This window comes from Lysinibacillus sp. GW821-FHT14F06 (assembly GCF_058803665.1).
Map to the genome: position 1 here is coordinate 124,870 of NZ_JBXAPF010000010.1, position 16,724 is coordinate 141,593.

Below are 16,724 nucleotides of genomic sequence, written 5' to 3' on the forward strand. Positions count from 1 at the left end.
ATTATCTCACCTCTTGTCCCTTCAAGGATTGCTTTAATATTTTGCCCGATGCATTTCGAGGAAGCGCTTCCACTTGCTCGAAAATCCGTGGAATTTTAAATTTAGCAAGATGCTGTTCTAAATAATGTTGAAGAGCCTTGTCATCAATTTCCGTTTTGGCAGCATAAACAGCCTTTACTGTTTCACCCCACTGTGGATGGGGTACACCGATAACAGCCACCTCAAAAATCCCCTCAAAGTTTACAATACAATCTTCAATTTCCTTTGGATAAATATTGACACCACCGGAAATGATTACATCCTTCTTGCGATCAACAATCCATATATACCCATCTTCATCCACACGAGCTAAATCACCTGTTTTTAACCAACCGTTTATAAATGCTGCCTTGGTCGCAATATCGTCCTTATAGTAACCTCGCATATTGCCTTCTCCAAATAGCACAATTTCACCTACCTCACCAGCACTTACATCCTCTCCATCATCGTTAATAATACGCAGCTCCGTTCCAAGAGGTGCACGCTGACCAATACTTCCTGCCTTTGTCTTATGTTCCTCACCAAACAATAATGATCCGCTTGGACCAGCCTCTGTTAATCCATAAACACATGTTAAATGATCTGTACGGAAAGCTTTTTGTATAAAACCAATTTCATTCTGTGATAATGGTGCGCCACCATATACCCACCACTTCATGGAGGATAAATCAGCAGTTTGCAATCTCGGCATTTGAGCTGTTAATAAATAGGCAACTGGCGCGCCAAAAAAATGCGTTGTCTTCTCCTGCTCAATTGAATCCAAGAACAAATCAGGTGTAAATGTAGAGGTTAATACATGTGTCGAGCCAACAAGCATTCCCGCCATTAAAAATAAATGCAAAGGAGCTGAATGCGTTAACGGCATCATTAGAAGGATGCGGCTTTCGGGCTTTACCTCCATCTCGACAGCAATCATTTGTGCTACGGTTAAAATATTACGATAGCTAAATAACACGCCTTTTGGTTTTCCTGTTGTCCCTGAAGTATATAAAATTGTCGAAGCGTCATCCTCATTGAGCTGACAATCAATTGTTTGTGAGCTGGCACTTTGAATTATTGTCTCAAAGCTTAACCAATTAGCTTTCTCTTGACCCGTTTTAATTTTCAATGTAATGGCAGAAATATTTTCAACTGCTTTAAAAATAGCTTCATGTACAAGAATTGCTGTAGCCTCCGCATGCTGTGCCACATACTCTACCTCTTCTAAAGTAAACTTTGCATTGACTGGAACAACAATTGCACCAATCCGTTGAATCGCAAAATAGCTAACAACAAACTCTACAACATTTGGCATAAAGATGATGACCTTATCTCCTTGCTGTATACCCCTCTCAAGCAGAGCATGACTAAGTCTTGTCGCTTGCTCATCTAAATCGCGATAGGTCACACGTCGACCATGACAAATCACTGCTTCAGTTGTTGGATACTTTCGGGCATTCCGTGCTAATAAATTTGAACTATTCATCGTGCATCTCTCCCTTTAAAATCGCTAATTTTTCACTAAACATGTCATGTAATTGCTGTAATTCCATCTTCATTTGTGTAAGCTCTGTTATTTTACTATCAATCTCTTGAATTTTATGTTCCCCATATTCGACTGAACGCTCTAATTGCTGAATCCCTGTGCGATCAAAATCAAATAGCAGTACCATCTCCTTAATCTCCTCAAGAGAAAATCCATACCGCTTTCCTCGAAAAATAAGCTTAAGCTTGGCTAACTCTTGTTTTGAAAAGGTTCGCTGATTAGTAGATGAACGACTAGGATGAAGAAGCCCAAGCTCCTCATAATAGCGTATGGTTCGTGTAGAGACATTAAACTCCTTCGCCACTTCTTGAATCGTCTTCATCTTCTCCCCCCTCACAATTTCCATCAGTATACCATTGACGTTAACGTAAACTTCAACAAAATTTTCTAAATTTACAGATAAAACAACACTCAAAGCAGTTAAATGAAACTCTTTTGATTCTATCCATCACTTCGCTGTATTCATCCGTCTGTTTCTACTTTCTATCTGTCCCTTTGGTCCATCCATCCTTCATACCAACTTTCCTATCCGCCTGAGCCACAAAAAACCCCCAGCACAATATCGTGCCAGGGGCTAAAAACTTTATTACATTTTTTCTGGAGCGGATACACCGATTAAGCGCAATGCGTTTGCAATTGTTGTGCGCACAGCAGTAATAAGGGCTAAACGTGCTTCTGTTAGTTCTTTATTCGAAGCATCTAACACTTTTTCAGCGTTATAGAAGCTGTGGAAGGCTGCTGCAGTGTCTTGAATATAGTTTGCGATACGGTGTGGTGTACGGTGCTTTGCAGCTTCAGCCACCACTTGTGGGAAATCGCCTACTTTTTTCAATAAATCAATTTCTTTTTCAGCTGTTAACAGCGCTAAATTTTCTGTTGTTGCAGCGAAGCCTTGCTCATTAGCTGAGCGTAAAATCGATGAAATACGTGCATGCGCGTATTGTGCATAATACACTGGGTTTTCATTTGATTGAGAAACAGCAAGGTCAAGGTCAAAGTCCATATGAGAATCGCCTGCAGTTTTTACAAAGAAATAACGGACTGCATCTAAGCCAACCTCTTCAACTAGTTCACGCATTGTCACAGCGTTCCCTGTACGTTTTGACATTTTAAATTTCTCGCCATTTTTGTAAAGCTGAACCATCTGGATAACTTCAACCTCAAGGGTATCACGGTCATAGCCAAGTGCTTGAATCGCTGCTTTCATACGTGGAATATAGCCGTGATGGTCAGCACCCCAAATATTGATCAGTTTATCAAAGCCACGAACAATTTTGTCCTCATGGTACGCGATGTCTGGCGTTAAATATGTGAACGAGCCATCATTTTTAATTAATACACGGTCCTTATCGTCACCAAATGTTGTAGAGCGGAACCATGTAGCACCGTCTTCTTCAAATACATGACCATTAGCCTTTAATTTATCTAACGCTACTTCAATTTTACCGTTTTCATATAGCGAAGTTTCTGAATACCAAACATCAAAGTTTACACGGAAGTTGGCAAGGTCTGTTTTTAATTTATCTAATTCTAACGCTAAACCATGCTGGCGGAAGAAGGCAAATCGTTCTTCATCCGATTTGGATAAAATAGTATCACCATGCTCACCAACTAGTTTACCAGCGATTTCAATAATATCTGCACCGTGGTAGCCATCCTCAGGCATCTCAGCATTTAGCCCTAAAGCTTGCTTATAACGAGCTTCTAGTGAATAGGCTAAATTATTAATTTGGTTACCCGCATCATTTATATAATACTCACGAGATACATCATAGCCTGCCATATCTAACACATTACATAATGAGTCCCCTACAGAAGCTCCACGTGCATGTCCTAAATGAAGATCTCCTGTTGGATTTGCAGATACAAACTCAACTTGGATCTTTTCTCCTGCACCAGCATTTGAACGACCATAATCAGCACCTTGCTCAAGCACTGCCTTCACAACACCCGTTAAGAAATCCTTACGCACTGTAATATTAATAAAGCCTGGACCAGCGATATCAATTTTCTCAATATCTGTCCCTGCAGTTTCAAGATTTTCTAAAATGGCTTCAGCAATCGCACGAGGTGGTTTTTTTGCTAATTTCGTTAATTGCATTGCAATATTAGTTGCATAATCCCCATTTGTCTTATCTTTCGGTGTTTCAAGGTGAATATTTAATTCTGTGCCAGCCTCAACTAAGCCAGCTTTTTCAACAGCCTGCGCAATTGCAGCCTTAATGGCCTGTTGTACTTGTTCTACTGCGTTCATCATTGTACCTCCGTAAATGTAATATCTAATGTATAGTTGCCAACGGATTGCCCACCCATTAGTAATTCATACTGTACATGGAAATCTCCGCTTATTACCTGTTTTGAAAACATCATTTTTTTCGTTTGGATGACAAGTGGCATTGAACCAAATTCACTATCATAATGACCTGTCTGTTGCTCCATTATGTTAAGTGGTAGCCGCATATTTACTGCTCCCGCTCGCATAATAAGTGCCCGTTCATTGCCTAGTTTCATTGTCGTGCGGATAATTTTATCCTCCAGCACTTCTTCATATTTTAAGTACAAGCTTCCTGCCTTTTCCAGTAGCTGTCCTGTCAGCCACATTTCCTGACTTTCGGATTCTCCATCAATTGGACGAATCGTCGAAATGAGCTTAATGTTCACCTGCGATCTTGCTTCATTCGCCATTATGGATGCTCCCTTATATTTTTTCCTATAACCTTTTTATTATAGGATGAATACTGATATTTTTTCAAGATAGAAGTCATATATCCCAATTCATGCTATGGAATGGAAAAATCGCATTAAAGAAAACTAATGCCTATGTAATAGAAGAATTTGCTCGACTTTTTTACACTGTGATGTGTTTTTGATAAACAGATGGGTTGACCGTATAAAGTTATGAGGGGTAAAACGTTGTAAAACCATCTTCAATAGTTAGTAGATAACTTATTACAAAAAGCAGCCCCTCAAATAAATGAGTAGATGCCTTTAAGTTAGTAATTAAAGTTATTTTGCCCAGAAACACCAATCTAAATAAACGCAGCCCAGGCTATAAACAAGCCAAAAGACACGCTGAAAATTATGATAATCGGTACAAAGAAAAGACCTGCATATTTTAATTTCTTATTTCCTTCATTCTTCCTAAAACCTAATATTCCTACTATAAAGCTAATGATGAAACAAAGTATTCCTGAAGCAAAAAGTACATAAAAAATAGTTAACTGCAAAGAGGAATAACCCTCCATTCCTCTTTGTATAGAAGCAATGCCTGAAAGAATAAAAAATAGTATGCCAATAACCCCAAGAATTATTGCATACATAGAAAATCTATTCATAAAAACACTCCCCCTATAGTTGTAAGAGAAATTACTTAATTTCAAAAATTTACCTTTAACACCATCATAATCCAAAGGTCAATAATATGGAACCATACTCTACAATATCCGCTTTCAAAGCATAATAAAAAACCTTACCTCGCTAGGGATAAGGCTCGTCTATAACTACATTTTAATGTTTAGTGAGAGTTTAAAAACAAGTGGGGCTAGCTCATAGCTAAACCCCACTCAAACAGCTTTATATCAACATTTAAAAAGCTCGTATTATTTTACCCAGCCCAAAATCATTTCTCTTAACAATTTACTTGCTGTGTTTGCTGTCATTTCTGATGAATCGTAGATGGGTGCCACTTCAACAAGATCAAAGCCAACTACATTCACACCACTTGCAGCAATCGCATGAATTGATGCTAGTAATTCTCTTGATGTAATACCTCCGCAATCTACAGTGCCCGTGCCAGGTGCATGTGCTGGATCTAGAACATCAATATCAATCGTTACGTAAACATTACGTCCTGCTAAAGATGGTAATACCCCTTTTAATGGCTCTAACACTTCAAATTTTGAAATATGCATACCATTTTCCTTTGCCCATTCAAACTCTTCCTTCATACCAGAACGAATACCAAATGAATAGACATTTTTTGGACCAATATGCTCAGCTATTTTACGAATAGGTGTTGAGTGAGATAGTGGCTCTCCTTCATATTCTACACGTAAATCAGTGTGTGCATCGAAATGGATAATAGCTAGGTCATCATATTTTGCAGAAACAGCTTTCATTACAGGCCAAGACACTAAATGTTCCCCACCCATGCCAACTGGAATCTTACCGTCTGCTAATAATTTTTCAATAAACTTTTCAATTTCATCTAATGAACGCTGTGCATTGCCGAATGGAAGCGGAATATCGCCTGCATCAAAATATTTTACTTCATCTAGCTCACGGTCTAAATATGGACTGTATTCCTCTAAACCAATCGATACTTCGCGAATACGCTGTGGACCAAAACGTGATCCTGGACGGTAACTAACTGTCCAATCCATTGGCATCCCATAAATGACTGCCTGAGCATCCTCATAGGTAGGATGACTTTTTATAAAAACATTTCCTGAATAAGCCTCATCAAATCTCATCTACTTACCCTCCACTTTTATTAAATATTATCTGTAATTCGGTCATTTTATCTTCATTCAGAAACTTTTTGTGGGTGTCCAAACACCTATTGAATGAAAATAAGCTCCTAGGATCAACATCGTGTCAGCCCGCGTACAGATCTAAGCACAACTCATAATCCGAAACTTTGTTTATCTGCGCGACAGCTACAATTACGCCAAGGCGAAATGATTTGTCACTGCTCTTAAAGGGCTTACAGGATTGTAATGAAACCTCTATCCCGCAATCCTCGTATACATTATTGGAACGTCTAGCAAAATTCGATTAAAATCTACAAAGTGTACTTCTCTTGTCGAATGCTAGCATTTCAAACAGTACAAAAAAAGTATAGATGTTTTTGAATAAAGTGCAATAGTTTTTACCTAGAATTTCGATTAAAGATAAATGTTCAGACACATACTATGGCTAAGTGTGAGAAAACGAGGTGAAGTCGGATGAAGAGAAAAAGCTATCAACGTAAACAAAAACGTGCGAAGCGTACACGTAAAACATTGACCCTTTTTATCGCCTTTACATCTGCAATTGTCGTAGCATTCGTAGCTCTACGCATTTATGTGCAAGTAGCTGGAGCTCCCCCTTTAACCGTACCAAAGGCCTCTATTTTCCTAGATGAAAATGAGAACCAAATTGGGGATCACTTTACGAATGAACGACGCTACTGGGTTAGTCTTGATGAAATGTCACCTTACTTAAAAAAAGCAGTCGTTTCTGTTGAGGATAAAGATTTTTATGAACATAGCGGTTTTGACTTTTCACGTATCGCTGGTGCTGTGTTAATCGATCTTAAAGCTGGAAGTAAGGTTCAAGGAGCTAGTACAATTACACAACAATATGCTCGAAATCTATATCTTTCACATGAAAAGTCTTGGACACGAAAATTAAACGAGGCACTTTATGCTTATAGATTAGAAGTTTTTTATGATAAGGATGAAATATTAGAGGGCTACTTAAATACTGTCTATTACGGACATGGTATGTACGGTGTAGAAGCTGCAAGTCGATTTTATTTTGGTAAATCTGCTAGCAATTTAACATTAGCAGAGGCAGCAATGTTAACAGGTGTACCGAAAGGACCAAGTATCTATTCTCCTATTGCTAATATAGAAAAAGCAACAAATCGCCAGCATGTTATTTTAAAACTAATGGCAGATCAAGGCGCTATTACACAAGATGAAAAAACACGTGCGGAAAGTGAACAGCTTGTTCTAAAAAATGATAGCTGGGTAGCAACAAAATCAGTCGCACCATATTTTCTTGATGTAGCATGGCAAGAGGCTAGTGAAATTCTGAAATCAAAAAATCTCGATATTAGTGAAGGCGGTTGGACCATTCAAACAACTTTAGATCCTGGACACCAAAAGGCCGCAGAGGAAGCTGTAGCTAAAAATCTACCAGCAAATGATTTGCAAGCCTCATTTGTCAGCATGGAATCTAAAACTGGAGCTGTTACGGCACTAGTTGGAGGGCGTGACTATGCAACAAGCTCATTTAACAGGGTTACACAGGCAAAACGTCAGCCAGGCTCAACTATTAAACCTATTTTATATGCAGCTGCTTTAGAGAATGGCTATAACCCATTAACGTTTTTGGATGTTGGTGAGACAACCTTCACTTATGATAATGGACGAGCAACCTATGCTCCCAAAAATGTAAATGGTGAGTTTGCAACACATGATATGACTATGGCCCAGGCTATCGCAATCTCTGATAATATTTATGCTGTGAAAACATTAGAGGAAATAGGGTTTAAAACATTTCACGATATGGCTGGCCGCTTCAACGTCAACATCGGTGCAAAGGACAATTTATCGATTGCACTTGGAACAGTTGAAACAACTTTATATGAGATGACAAATGCCTATAATATTTTGGCATCACAGGGACAAAAAACATTACCAACTACTATTATTTCAATTAAAAATGCACATGGTGACGTCATCTATGAAAATAAAGAGGTAAGTGCTAAATCTGAAACAGTGCTCTCAAAGGAAAATACGTATATTTTAACAGAAATGATGACAGGTATTTTTGATCCTGTCTTTAGTGACTACTCTCCTGCTACTGGAATAAGTATTCGCTCTCGTATGACACATACGTATGCTGCAAAATCAGGCTCTACAAACAGCGATCAATGGCTCATTGGATTTACACCTAGCTTAACTGCTGGAGTCTGGAATGGCTATGATCAGGGCAAAAATCTAACGGCAAAAGAAGATACTGCTGCTACAAAGAAAATATGGATTGATTTTATGGAGACTGTTAATAAAGGTACAAAGAACGAGGATTTCGTAAAACCTAAAAACGTTAAAGGTGTAGTGGTCGATATTGAGACTGGTAAGCTCGCAACTGATGCATGTCCTAAACAGCGTCTTGTATATTTAGATGCAAAGGATGTACCTACTGAAAAATGCACAAATTTCGATATTCTCGATACTGACACATGGGGAGAATTCTGGAATATGCTCCCATTCTCCATTTTTAAAAATTAGCGCAGCAATGGGAACCTTCCATATCCCTAGACGTTCTAATTCAATGAAGGCTCTCGACAAAGAAATATAGACATATACGAAAAAGAAAAGCTTTCTCTTCCCCGGAGACATGTCCGTGGGAACAGAAAGCCTTTCTTATTTATGGTTCGCGAAATGGATGAGCATCATGGGGCATTTGGCTTGGGTTTGGGTTGTTCAAATGCCGCATAGCGCTCATCACTATTCGCGGAACCAAGTGTCCTAGCTTACTAAAATGTAAGCTCTGCATCAAGTTTACTTTGTTTCAAACTCACTTTCAACCTTATATCGAAAGCGATTGCAAAATGTCACAGATTGTTCAATCATTATAGGTCTATTATGCAAATAAGTCTTGACGCAATTGCTCCATACTGCGTGCCCAAAGGTCCGGATTAAGCCCTTCTAGGAAGGAAGCTAACACTTTTTTGGAAGGTGCATCCATATGATCCACAATAATATGGCGCTTCATCGATTTATCCATTTTATTAACATGATCAGCTAAAATTTTATAGCCGCGACGTTTTTCTCGGTTAATCACCATTTCACATGCAGTTACACCTGCATAGTAAGGTCCATCCTCTTTATGATCGATTGTCACCCATACTAGCCAATACGGTTTACCACCTTCGGAATCAGCACGATTTGTCGTAAATTTAATGCCTCGTTCCACATCACTACGTGCATGCATAGCCCCAATTTCAACGGAGGCTGTCCCCTCTTCTATGTCAAGAATCACTGGCGATACGTTTTCTAGCGAAAGCGAGCCAATACCAAATCCTTTATGTCCGTCTGTTGGATCATTTTTGATAATTGTAAAGCCCATTTTTTGTTTTGCTTTTTCTTCATTTGCCATACTTTAATACCCTCCATTCTGCTATTATAAAGTAAAGCATATTTTGCGCATGGATGTTGCAGTGAAAGCAACACTAGTGCAGCACAAATGCCTAAAATTAAGTAAGAAGTTATTACTTTCTTATAACCTAACTATACAACATTATTCTATAAAGGAGGCAATATTATGCCATACGTAACAGTGAAAATGCTAGAAGGCCGCACAGAGGAGCAAAAGCGTGCCCTAGTAAAAGAAGTAACAGAAGCTGTTTCTCGTACAGTAAACGCACCCGCAGAAAACGTAACTGTTTTTATCGAAGAAATGTCTAAAAACCATTACGGCGTTGCAGGCGTTCGTTTCAGCGATAAATAAAAAATATGATGGGTAGAGCAGCCTAGCGCTCTACTCATTTTTAAAATGATCATAAATTAATCTTCTTTAGCTGGAGCAAAACCCTCTATTTCAAGACAAGGATGTGATCTATGAAATGAATAAACTAAAACTAACATTACTCATCTCTATGCTCATCGTTGGCCTTTTACTTATTTTTATCAACCCCATTCAAAATGCAATCATTGCCCATTTAAGCCAACAATTAAATACTACTGAAATTAGTGCAGAAGAAATTGAAAAAAACAATCAGGTTGATGCAGATTATATATTTGAGGACGTACAATCGCTGTCCATAGCGGAAGTGTTAAAGGCTCAAACAAAGGCAAATAAAATGCCTGTTGTCGGTAGTATTGCTGTACCAAGTGTTGATATGCAGCTTCCTATCGTCAAAGGAGTTGGAAATGCGGCCCTTGCGGTAGGAGCAGGTACCATGAAGCCAAACCAAAGCCTAGGGCAGGGAAATTATGCCCTAGCAGGTCATTATTTCGAAGAAAAGGATATTTTATTCAGTCCGCTATATAAAGCAAGCATAGGAGATTCAGTCTATATAACGGATTTAACCAATATCTATGAATATCAATTAGCAACTAAGAAGGTTATTGCTGCTACAGATGTTTATGTAATTGATGATATTCCAAATAAAACCGTTTTAACGCTCATTACATGCGCTGATAATGGAACAAAGCGCCTTGCTATACAAGCTGATTTTGTTCAGCAATATCCATTTGATGAAGCACCTGAAAAGCTATCAGAGACATTTTAAAAATAGGCGAAGCCCCCAAGATTAAATAATCCTGGGGGCTTCTTTTAAATAATTATTTAATATCAGCGTTGCGGCGACGTAAGAAGAATAATGCACCAAGAATAAGTGCTACACCAATCAGTGTAAGTGCAGTTTGGTCTGCACCATCTGTCTGTGGTAGTTTACCTTGTGCTTTTAATTGATCTTCTAGTCGTTTTGCATCCGTTTTAATTTTGTTAATATCAAGAGATTCTGCAACATCTTCCTGTTCCTCTTTTGTTAATAGACTATATTTATTGAGGAAATCCTTATACGCATCTAGCGTGTCTTTTGATGCTTTAGTTGGATTATATGGCGGTAAGTTTTTCCCTTGATCAATGACATTTTGAACAGAAGGTTTAGATGCTTCTGTTTTTCCAGGAGTCGCTGAATTATTTGAATTTGTTGGTTCACCTGGCTTGCCTGGGTTTGTTGTTGGATCCGTTGGTTCACCCGGCTTACCTGGGTTTGTTGTTGGATCTGTTGGTTCACCTGGTTTACCTGGATTTGTCGTTGGATCTGTTGGTTCACCTGGTTTACCTGGGTTTGTCGTTGGATCTGTTGGTTCACCCGGCTTACCTGGGTTTGTCGTTGGATCTGTTGGTTCACCCGGCTTACCTGGGTTTGTCGTTGGATCTGTTGGTTCACCTGGTTTACCTGGGTTTGTCGTTGGATCTGTTGGTTCACCTGGTTTACCTGGGTTTGTTGTTGGATCCGTTGGTTCACCCGGTTTGCCTGGGTTTGTTGTTGGATCTGTTGGTTTACCCGGTTTACCTGGGTTTGTTGTTGGATCTGTTGGTTCACCCGGTTTACCTGGGTTCGGTGTTGGATCAACTGGCTTGCCTGGACCTGGTTCTGGATTAGGCGGTATCCAGCCACCACCACCTGTATAAGATGGTTTTACTAATCCTGAGCATACATCAGTTACAGTAATTGTACCTAATAACACATTACCTTCATACACATTGTAAATTCCTGGTTGAACTGTATAAGGAATAGTTCCTACACCTTGTTCATTCGTCTTACCAGAGGCAATCGTGTTATGATATAAATCTTTAATCGTGAATGCTACATTTGAACGACCATTACCATATAAATCTTGTACTGTAAGTGTGAAAATTGGACATGCATTATATGGAATTTGCACGGTTGCTCCACAAATATTGTCCATATAGCTTACTGTAATATCACCCAATTTAATACCAGCTTCATTATATACTACGTAATTTTGTCCTTGTTGTAGTTTCGTCTTATCTTCAAATACAATTTTACCTGCTGCATCTGTTTTACCAGATGTCACTACTTCTCCAGCTTGGTTTTTAATCACGATTAAAACATTTGCACCAACAGGTTTAAGGTTTTTATCATTAACTGTTAATGTGTAAACTGGACAAGAATTTTTCTGAACTTCACCTTTACAGCCATCTGTATAAGTGACTTTCACTTCTCCAATTTTATCACCTTTTGCACCGCTATCAGTTTCCTCATAGACTGTGTACATACCTGGTTCTTGGTTTTGTGGTAACTGAATTTCACCGTTAGCATCTGTTTGACCAGTTGCTGTTGTCACAACATTTCCAGTGCTATCTTCAATGATAACTTTCGTATTTCCTTTCAAGCTACCATCTGTATCTTTTACTGTAATTGTGAAAATATCACATGCACGAGGTTTTTCAGCAGTATCCTTACAGTTACCTGAATACGTTACATCAAACTCATCAAGTACCTTCCCTGATGCTGTAATGCTTACTTCATATTTACCAGAAGGCGATGTTGCTGACGGGAATATCACTTCACCGTTTTTGCCAACCGTTGCAGTAAACGAACTATTCGTTCCTTTGTTGGTAATTGTAACTTCTGTACCTTCAGCTAAAATACCATCCTCATCTTTCACTGTTAGCGTGAATACTGGGCAGGCTGGGTTTGGTTGAACAGTTGCTTCACAGTCCGTATCAACTGTAAATCCGTTAATTTTCTCACCATTTTCAAATACTTCATATTCACCTGGAGGAAGATTTGTAATTGTTACTTTGCCAGTTACATCAGTGACACCATTCGGTTGTGGAACGATAGCATTTGGATTGTTTTTATCCTTAATTTCCACCGTTACACCTTGACGTGGTTTACCGTCTACATCGTTTACAGTTAATGTAAACGTTTCACATGTTGGTGCCTGTGTGATTACAGCACCACAATTGCCATTTTGATAGCTTACCGTTACATTTCCTAGGAAAACAGTACCTTCATAAAGTTTATACGTTCCTGACGGTGTTGTGGATGGAACAGTAAATTGACCATTGCCATCTGTCGTTGTAGTCGTAATAACTGTATTAATTGCATTTTTTAATGTTACTGTTACATTTGGACGTGGATTATTCTGCTCATCATTTACAGTAATTGTGAATACTGGACATGAATTTGTTGGTTGTACCTCTCCCTGACATCCCCCAGCACCAAATTTCACAATAACCTTACCATAGTCAATACCATCAGTATCTTTTACTGTATATTCACCAGCTTGAACTGTTGATGGAATTGCCACTTTGCCATCATTGCCTGTAGTTACTGTTGATTTTACTGTGCCATTACTGTCTATTAATTCAATTTGCTTATTGGCTACAGGTGCTCCATCCATATTTTTCACTGTTAAGTTAAACGTTGGGCAAGAACCACCTGGAAGCGGTGTAACATTTACTAGTTTCGTTACTACTGTAGAACCTGCTTTTGTATCTTTTACTGCATCAAGTGTAAATAATTGAGCTACCATTTTTTGATAGGGAGCCTTCGCTGCTACCTCTTCAATTTTATAATTTCCATAGTTGATGTTTGTAAAGCTAAACAAGCCATCAACACCTGATGTTGCAGTTTGAATCAAGTAATTATTTGTACCAATAACTTTGTATAATTGGAATTGTACACCTGATAGAGGCTCTTCAGCACCAGTTTCTGAGTTAACTCCAACTTTTTTAAACTGTGCATCACCTTTTACCATAGAAAATGACGTATCTGAACTACTAAAAGTAAAATTAGCGTTAACCTTTGCATCATCTTTTTGATTGCTAGCCTTTTCAACACCAAATGTTAATTTTGCATCATTGCTGAAGCCTTGACCTATTTTACCTAAACCAATTGTTTGATATTGCACCTGATAGCCTTCGTTTAAATTAGCAAAATGAAGGATAAAGCCACCATCCGCTTTCTTATCAACAGTTATTCCATAAGTACTTGGGTCTACATATGCACCCGTACCATTTTGAGAAATACTTGTTGCGGTAACATTGTATTTTCTCACCTTGATTGAACCTTCAATTAACATTAAATTACCAGATGGTGTGTCTTCCAATGTCACATTTGCTCCTAACTTTGAATGAGATTGATTCACATCCAATGTCCAAGAAACAGTTTGTTTAGAATTATCTTGAGTAGCTGACTTTTTAATCAAGTTATTTGCTACATGTGTTGGAAGCGTCACTGGCGTGGCTTCTAGTGTATAATTTTTAGAGCCTAATGTTTGGAATGTTGCTGTATTGCTATAAACATTCCCTGTTGTATATCCAGCCTCATCACTACCAATCCCAAGAATTTCATCAGAATCCTTTGTATGATATTCCACTAAATAGGCTTTCCCGTTTATAGTGCTATCTAACGAATTATTAAATGTTAATGTATAGCTCTTTTTATCTGACGCAACATCTAATGTGTAGTTTGATGCAGCGATTGGCGTAGTAGCTGGTGTACCGCTCGTATCATCACCAGTAGTTAATGTATATTCATATACCTTTAAAGAATTTGCTTCGAATTCATGTCCTGCACCAATCGTATCTGATAAAATAGCTCCTTGAATATCCTTTTTGTTAATATTCACCTTTACTTTCCATGTGAATAATTGATCAAGATAATTAAATGCCCCAGTTTTACTACCGTTGTTTACCGTTGTAGTAGCAGGTGTATAATGATCTTCCTCTTGTACAGTATAACTATCCCAATTAACTGTTGCAGTATTACCATAACCACTCTGCACTTCACCATCATTACCAATAGCAAATGATGTTTTATAAGTAACCGTTGCTTTTCCACCTGCTGCTATATTAATACCAGTAATTGTAAAGCCATTTGTAGGACCAGTAACTGTCTTAACTGGCGCTGCACCTGTTGTTCCTGTAATTGTAATATTACTTTCATCCCCTACAAGTGTATGCGTCCCCTCTTTGCTTCCAGTAATTTTAAATACATCTGTCAATGTTAAATTATTAATTGCTTCGTTCGGATTATCTGCTTTAATGTCGATAGTCCAAGTAATTTCTTTTGTATCGAAATTAACTATGTGGTCTTTGCTAAGCACACCTTCGGTAATTGTATGTGGTTTCGTATCATTTTTTGTGCCACTAACCACTGTATTTGTTACCGTTGTAGGATTTGTTCCCACATAGTATCCAAGACCAGTTCCATTGTATTTAGCATCATATGTGACTTTATAGGCTTTATCTATTGCACTATTAAACTGGAGCTCAAAGCCATTTGTAACTGCTGTAACATTGTAGTTGCTTGGGTCTACTATTGTTCCTGCTCCAGTACCATTACCCTGATCATTTATTGTCATTACTCGTACTTCAATAGTATTCGTGTCGATTTCATGAATTCCTGGAAGTGTATCCGTGATTATCGCACTCGCTTGTGGAATACTTGCTTGATTGTAATTGTAGCGAATTTCCCATTTTGACGTATAGTTGTTAGTGCCTGCGTCTACTTTCACTTTTTCTAATGCTTTTCCATAAGTGATATCCTTTGGAACATTATTTACAGACTCAGGTGTACCACCATTAGTGAAGGTTACGCTATTGTTAAACGTTTTTTTCCCTTCTCTTTGCTCAACAGGTAAATTCACTTCTGTTTTGTAAACAATTTTATAGGCATGTTTATCTTGAAAAACTATATTACTGAAATCACCATCCCATACAACTTGGTTTTCAGTCCCCATCTTCACGCCCGTTAAATCTACTTCATATTCATACACATTAACCGAACCAGATACAACAGCATGCCCACCAGTTGGATTATCAACTAAACTTGGGTTGTCAAAATTCTTACCTGCTTGGTTGAGCCAAATTGTCCATTCCATCTGATGATTACCATCCACTACTGGAGGGATACCGTCAGTAGCTGTCTTTGTAGCCTTTTCATTAGATGTTGATGGTAAAAATGTGAATTTTGTTTTAGCTTCTCCACCACCAACCTTTGGAATCTCTAATTCTTGTTCGATATCATTAGAACTAAGATTAAATCCTGCTTGAAAGTTCATAGTCAATTCGGCTGGAGTTGTAGTACTAACATCGTCAATTTCTACATTATTTGTCAGTTCAACTTTGACTTTATTACCTACAGTCGTATATGAATAAGCAATATTACCAACTTGTTTGCTTCCATGGAAAGCACTATTAAAGTCTATTAAAGAAGGTGGTAAATCAAATTCAAAATAACTCCCTGCACAGTATAAATCGTCTAATAATACATTAAATTTTACATCAAAGTTAGCCTTTTGATCTTTCGGTAATGGCGTTGTATAAACACCTTCAGTAATTGCATTTCCTCCAATATTCATATCAAACTGAGTTAATGTCACACCCGCTAGTTCTTGTGGACCTACACAAGCATTTAAAGGCGTAACATTTAGTGGAGCTGCAGCAGGTTCATCCTCCGGAGTCGTCACTTCAGCGGTATCTCCACTTGTTACATTTGGGTCGTCTCCCTCGCCACCAGAACCAGCCCCAGCATCTTCGCTAGATTCAGTTGGAGGTGTCACAGGAGGTTGACCCTCGTCTGCAAACACTGAAATTGGTGAAAGCACTGTTTGAAAGACTAGCAGCAATATAATTATTGCTATATTAAATTTCTTCATGTTTCTCTCCTTTTCTAAGTTCAGAGAGATACCTGTTGGTGTTTGCTGACGACGTTGCATCCTTTCATTATGTTGGAAAGGAATGCCACAAACATTAGGCTGGTCTCTCTTTCCTTCATTTAAGTTGTCGTCAAGGGTAAATACATCCTACACTTCATGGTAATCATGATGACCAATGTGTCCTTGTACAGCTACTTATATCCATTTTACTAACACTGTGATGCCTTTTAAAATGGGCC

Annotated in this window: 11 protein-coding genes; 3 read left to right on the top strand and 8 right to left on the bottom strand. The window is 38.3% G+C overall.

The window, feature by feature from the left end:
- Window position 1 precedes the first annotated feature (1 nt).
- From AC1RNS_RS11630 to speB, 6 genes are all read right to left on the bottom strand, one after another.
- A complete protein-coding gene (locus tag AC1RNS_RS11630; protein ID WP_492992774.1) occupies window positions 2-1,504 on the bottom strand; it encodes a class I adenylate-forming enzyme family protein in 1,503 nt (500 codons plus the stop codon).
- Entirely contained in the window at window positions 1,497-1,886 is a 390-nt protein-coding gene (locus tag AC1RNS_RS11635) for a MerR family transcriptional regulator (RefSeq protein ID WP_492992775.1), read from the bottom strand. Before AC1RNS_RS11635 ends, AC1RNS_RS11630 begins: the two co-directional genes overlap by 8 nt.
- 264 nt (window positions 1,887-2,150) lie before the next feature.
- Complete coding sequence (gene argS / locus AC1RNS_RS11640) at window positions 2,151-3,818, bottom strand: arginine--tRNA ligase (protein ID WP_492992778.1); 1,668 nt, start codon at window positions 3,816-3,818, stop codon at window positions 2,151-2,153.
- Window positions 3,818-4,249, bottom strand: a complete 432-nt coding sequence (locus AC1RNS_RS11645; RefSeq protein ID WP_492992779.1) for a YwiB family protein — start codon at window positions 4,247-4,249, stop codon at window positions 3,818-3,820. Before AC1RNS_RS11645 ends, argS begins: the two co-directional genes overlap by 1 nt.
- 344 nt (window positions 4,250-4,593) lie before the next feature.
- Window positions 4,594-4,899, bottom strand: a complete 306-nt coding sequence (locus AC1RNS_RS11650; protein ID WP_492992781.1) for a hypothetical protein — start codon at window positions 4,897-4,899, stop codon at window positions 4,594-4,596.
- A gap of 264 nt (window positions 4,900-5,163) precedes the next feature.
- Window positions 5,164-6,036 carry an agmatinase gene (gene speB / locus AC1RNS_RS11655; protein ID WP_492992783.1) on the bottom strand — a complete coding sequence of 291 codons (873 nt, stop codon included), beginning with the start codon at window positions 6,034-6,036 and terminating at the stop codon, window positions 5,164-5,166.
- Between the two features lie 474 nt (window positions 6,037-6,510).
- Between speB and mtgA the strand changes: the two genes are divergently transcribed.
- Window positions 6,511-8,565: a monofunctional biosynthetic peptidoglycan transglycosylase gene (gene mtgA, locus AC1RNS_RS11660; RefSeq protein WP_492992785.1), complete on the top strand. Its 2,055-nt coding sequence runs from the start codon at window positions 6,511-6,513 to the stop codon at window positions 8,563-8,565.
- A gap of 355 nt (window positions 8,566-8,920) precedes the next feature.
- Here mtgA and AC1RNS_RS11665 read toward each other — a convergent pair whose 3' ends face one another.
- On the bottom strand, window positions 8,921-9,436 hold the full coding sequence (locus AC1RNS_RS11665) for a YwhD family protein (protein WP_492992787.1): 516 nt from the start codon (window positions 9,434-9,436) through the stop codon (window positions 8,921-8,923).
- Window positions 9,437-9,601: 165 nt separating this feature from the next.
- Here AC1RNS_RS11665 and thmT point away from each other — a divergent pair, with 165 nt between their 5' ends.
- Window positions 9,602-9,787 (top strand): 2-hydroxymuconate tautomerase, encoded by a 186-nt coding sequence (thmT, locus tag AC1RNS_RS11670; RefSeq protein ID WP_004231516.1) that lies wholly within the window; start codon window positions 9,602-9,604, stop codon window positions 9,785-9,787.
- 115 nt (window positions 9,788-9,902) lie between these two features.
- Window positions 9,903-10,571, top strand: a complete 669-nt coding sequence (locus tag AC1RNS_RS11675; RefSeq protein ID WP_492992789.1) for a class A sortase — start codon at window positions 9,903-9,905, stop codon at window positions 10,569-10,571.
- Window positions 10,572-10,623: 52 nt separating this feature from the next.
- Here the strand turns inward: AC1RNS_RS11675 and AC1RNS_RS11680 are convergent, their stop codons facing one another.
- Window positions 10,624-16,485, bottom strand: coding sequence for a collagen binding domain-containing protein (locus AC1RNS_RS11680; RefSeq protein WP_492992790.1), 5,862 nt, complete (start codon window positions 16,483-16,485; stop codon window positions 10,624-10,626).
- Between the last annotated feature and the right edge of the window lie 239 nt (window positions 16,486-16,724).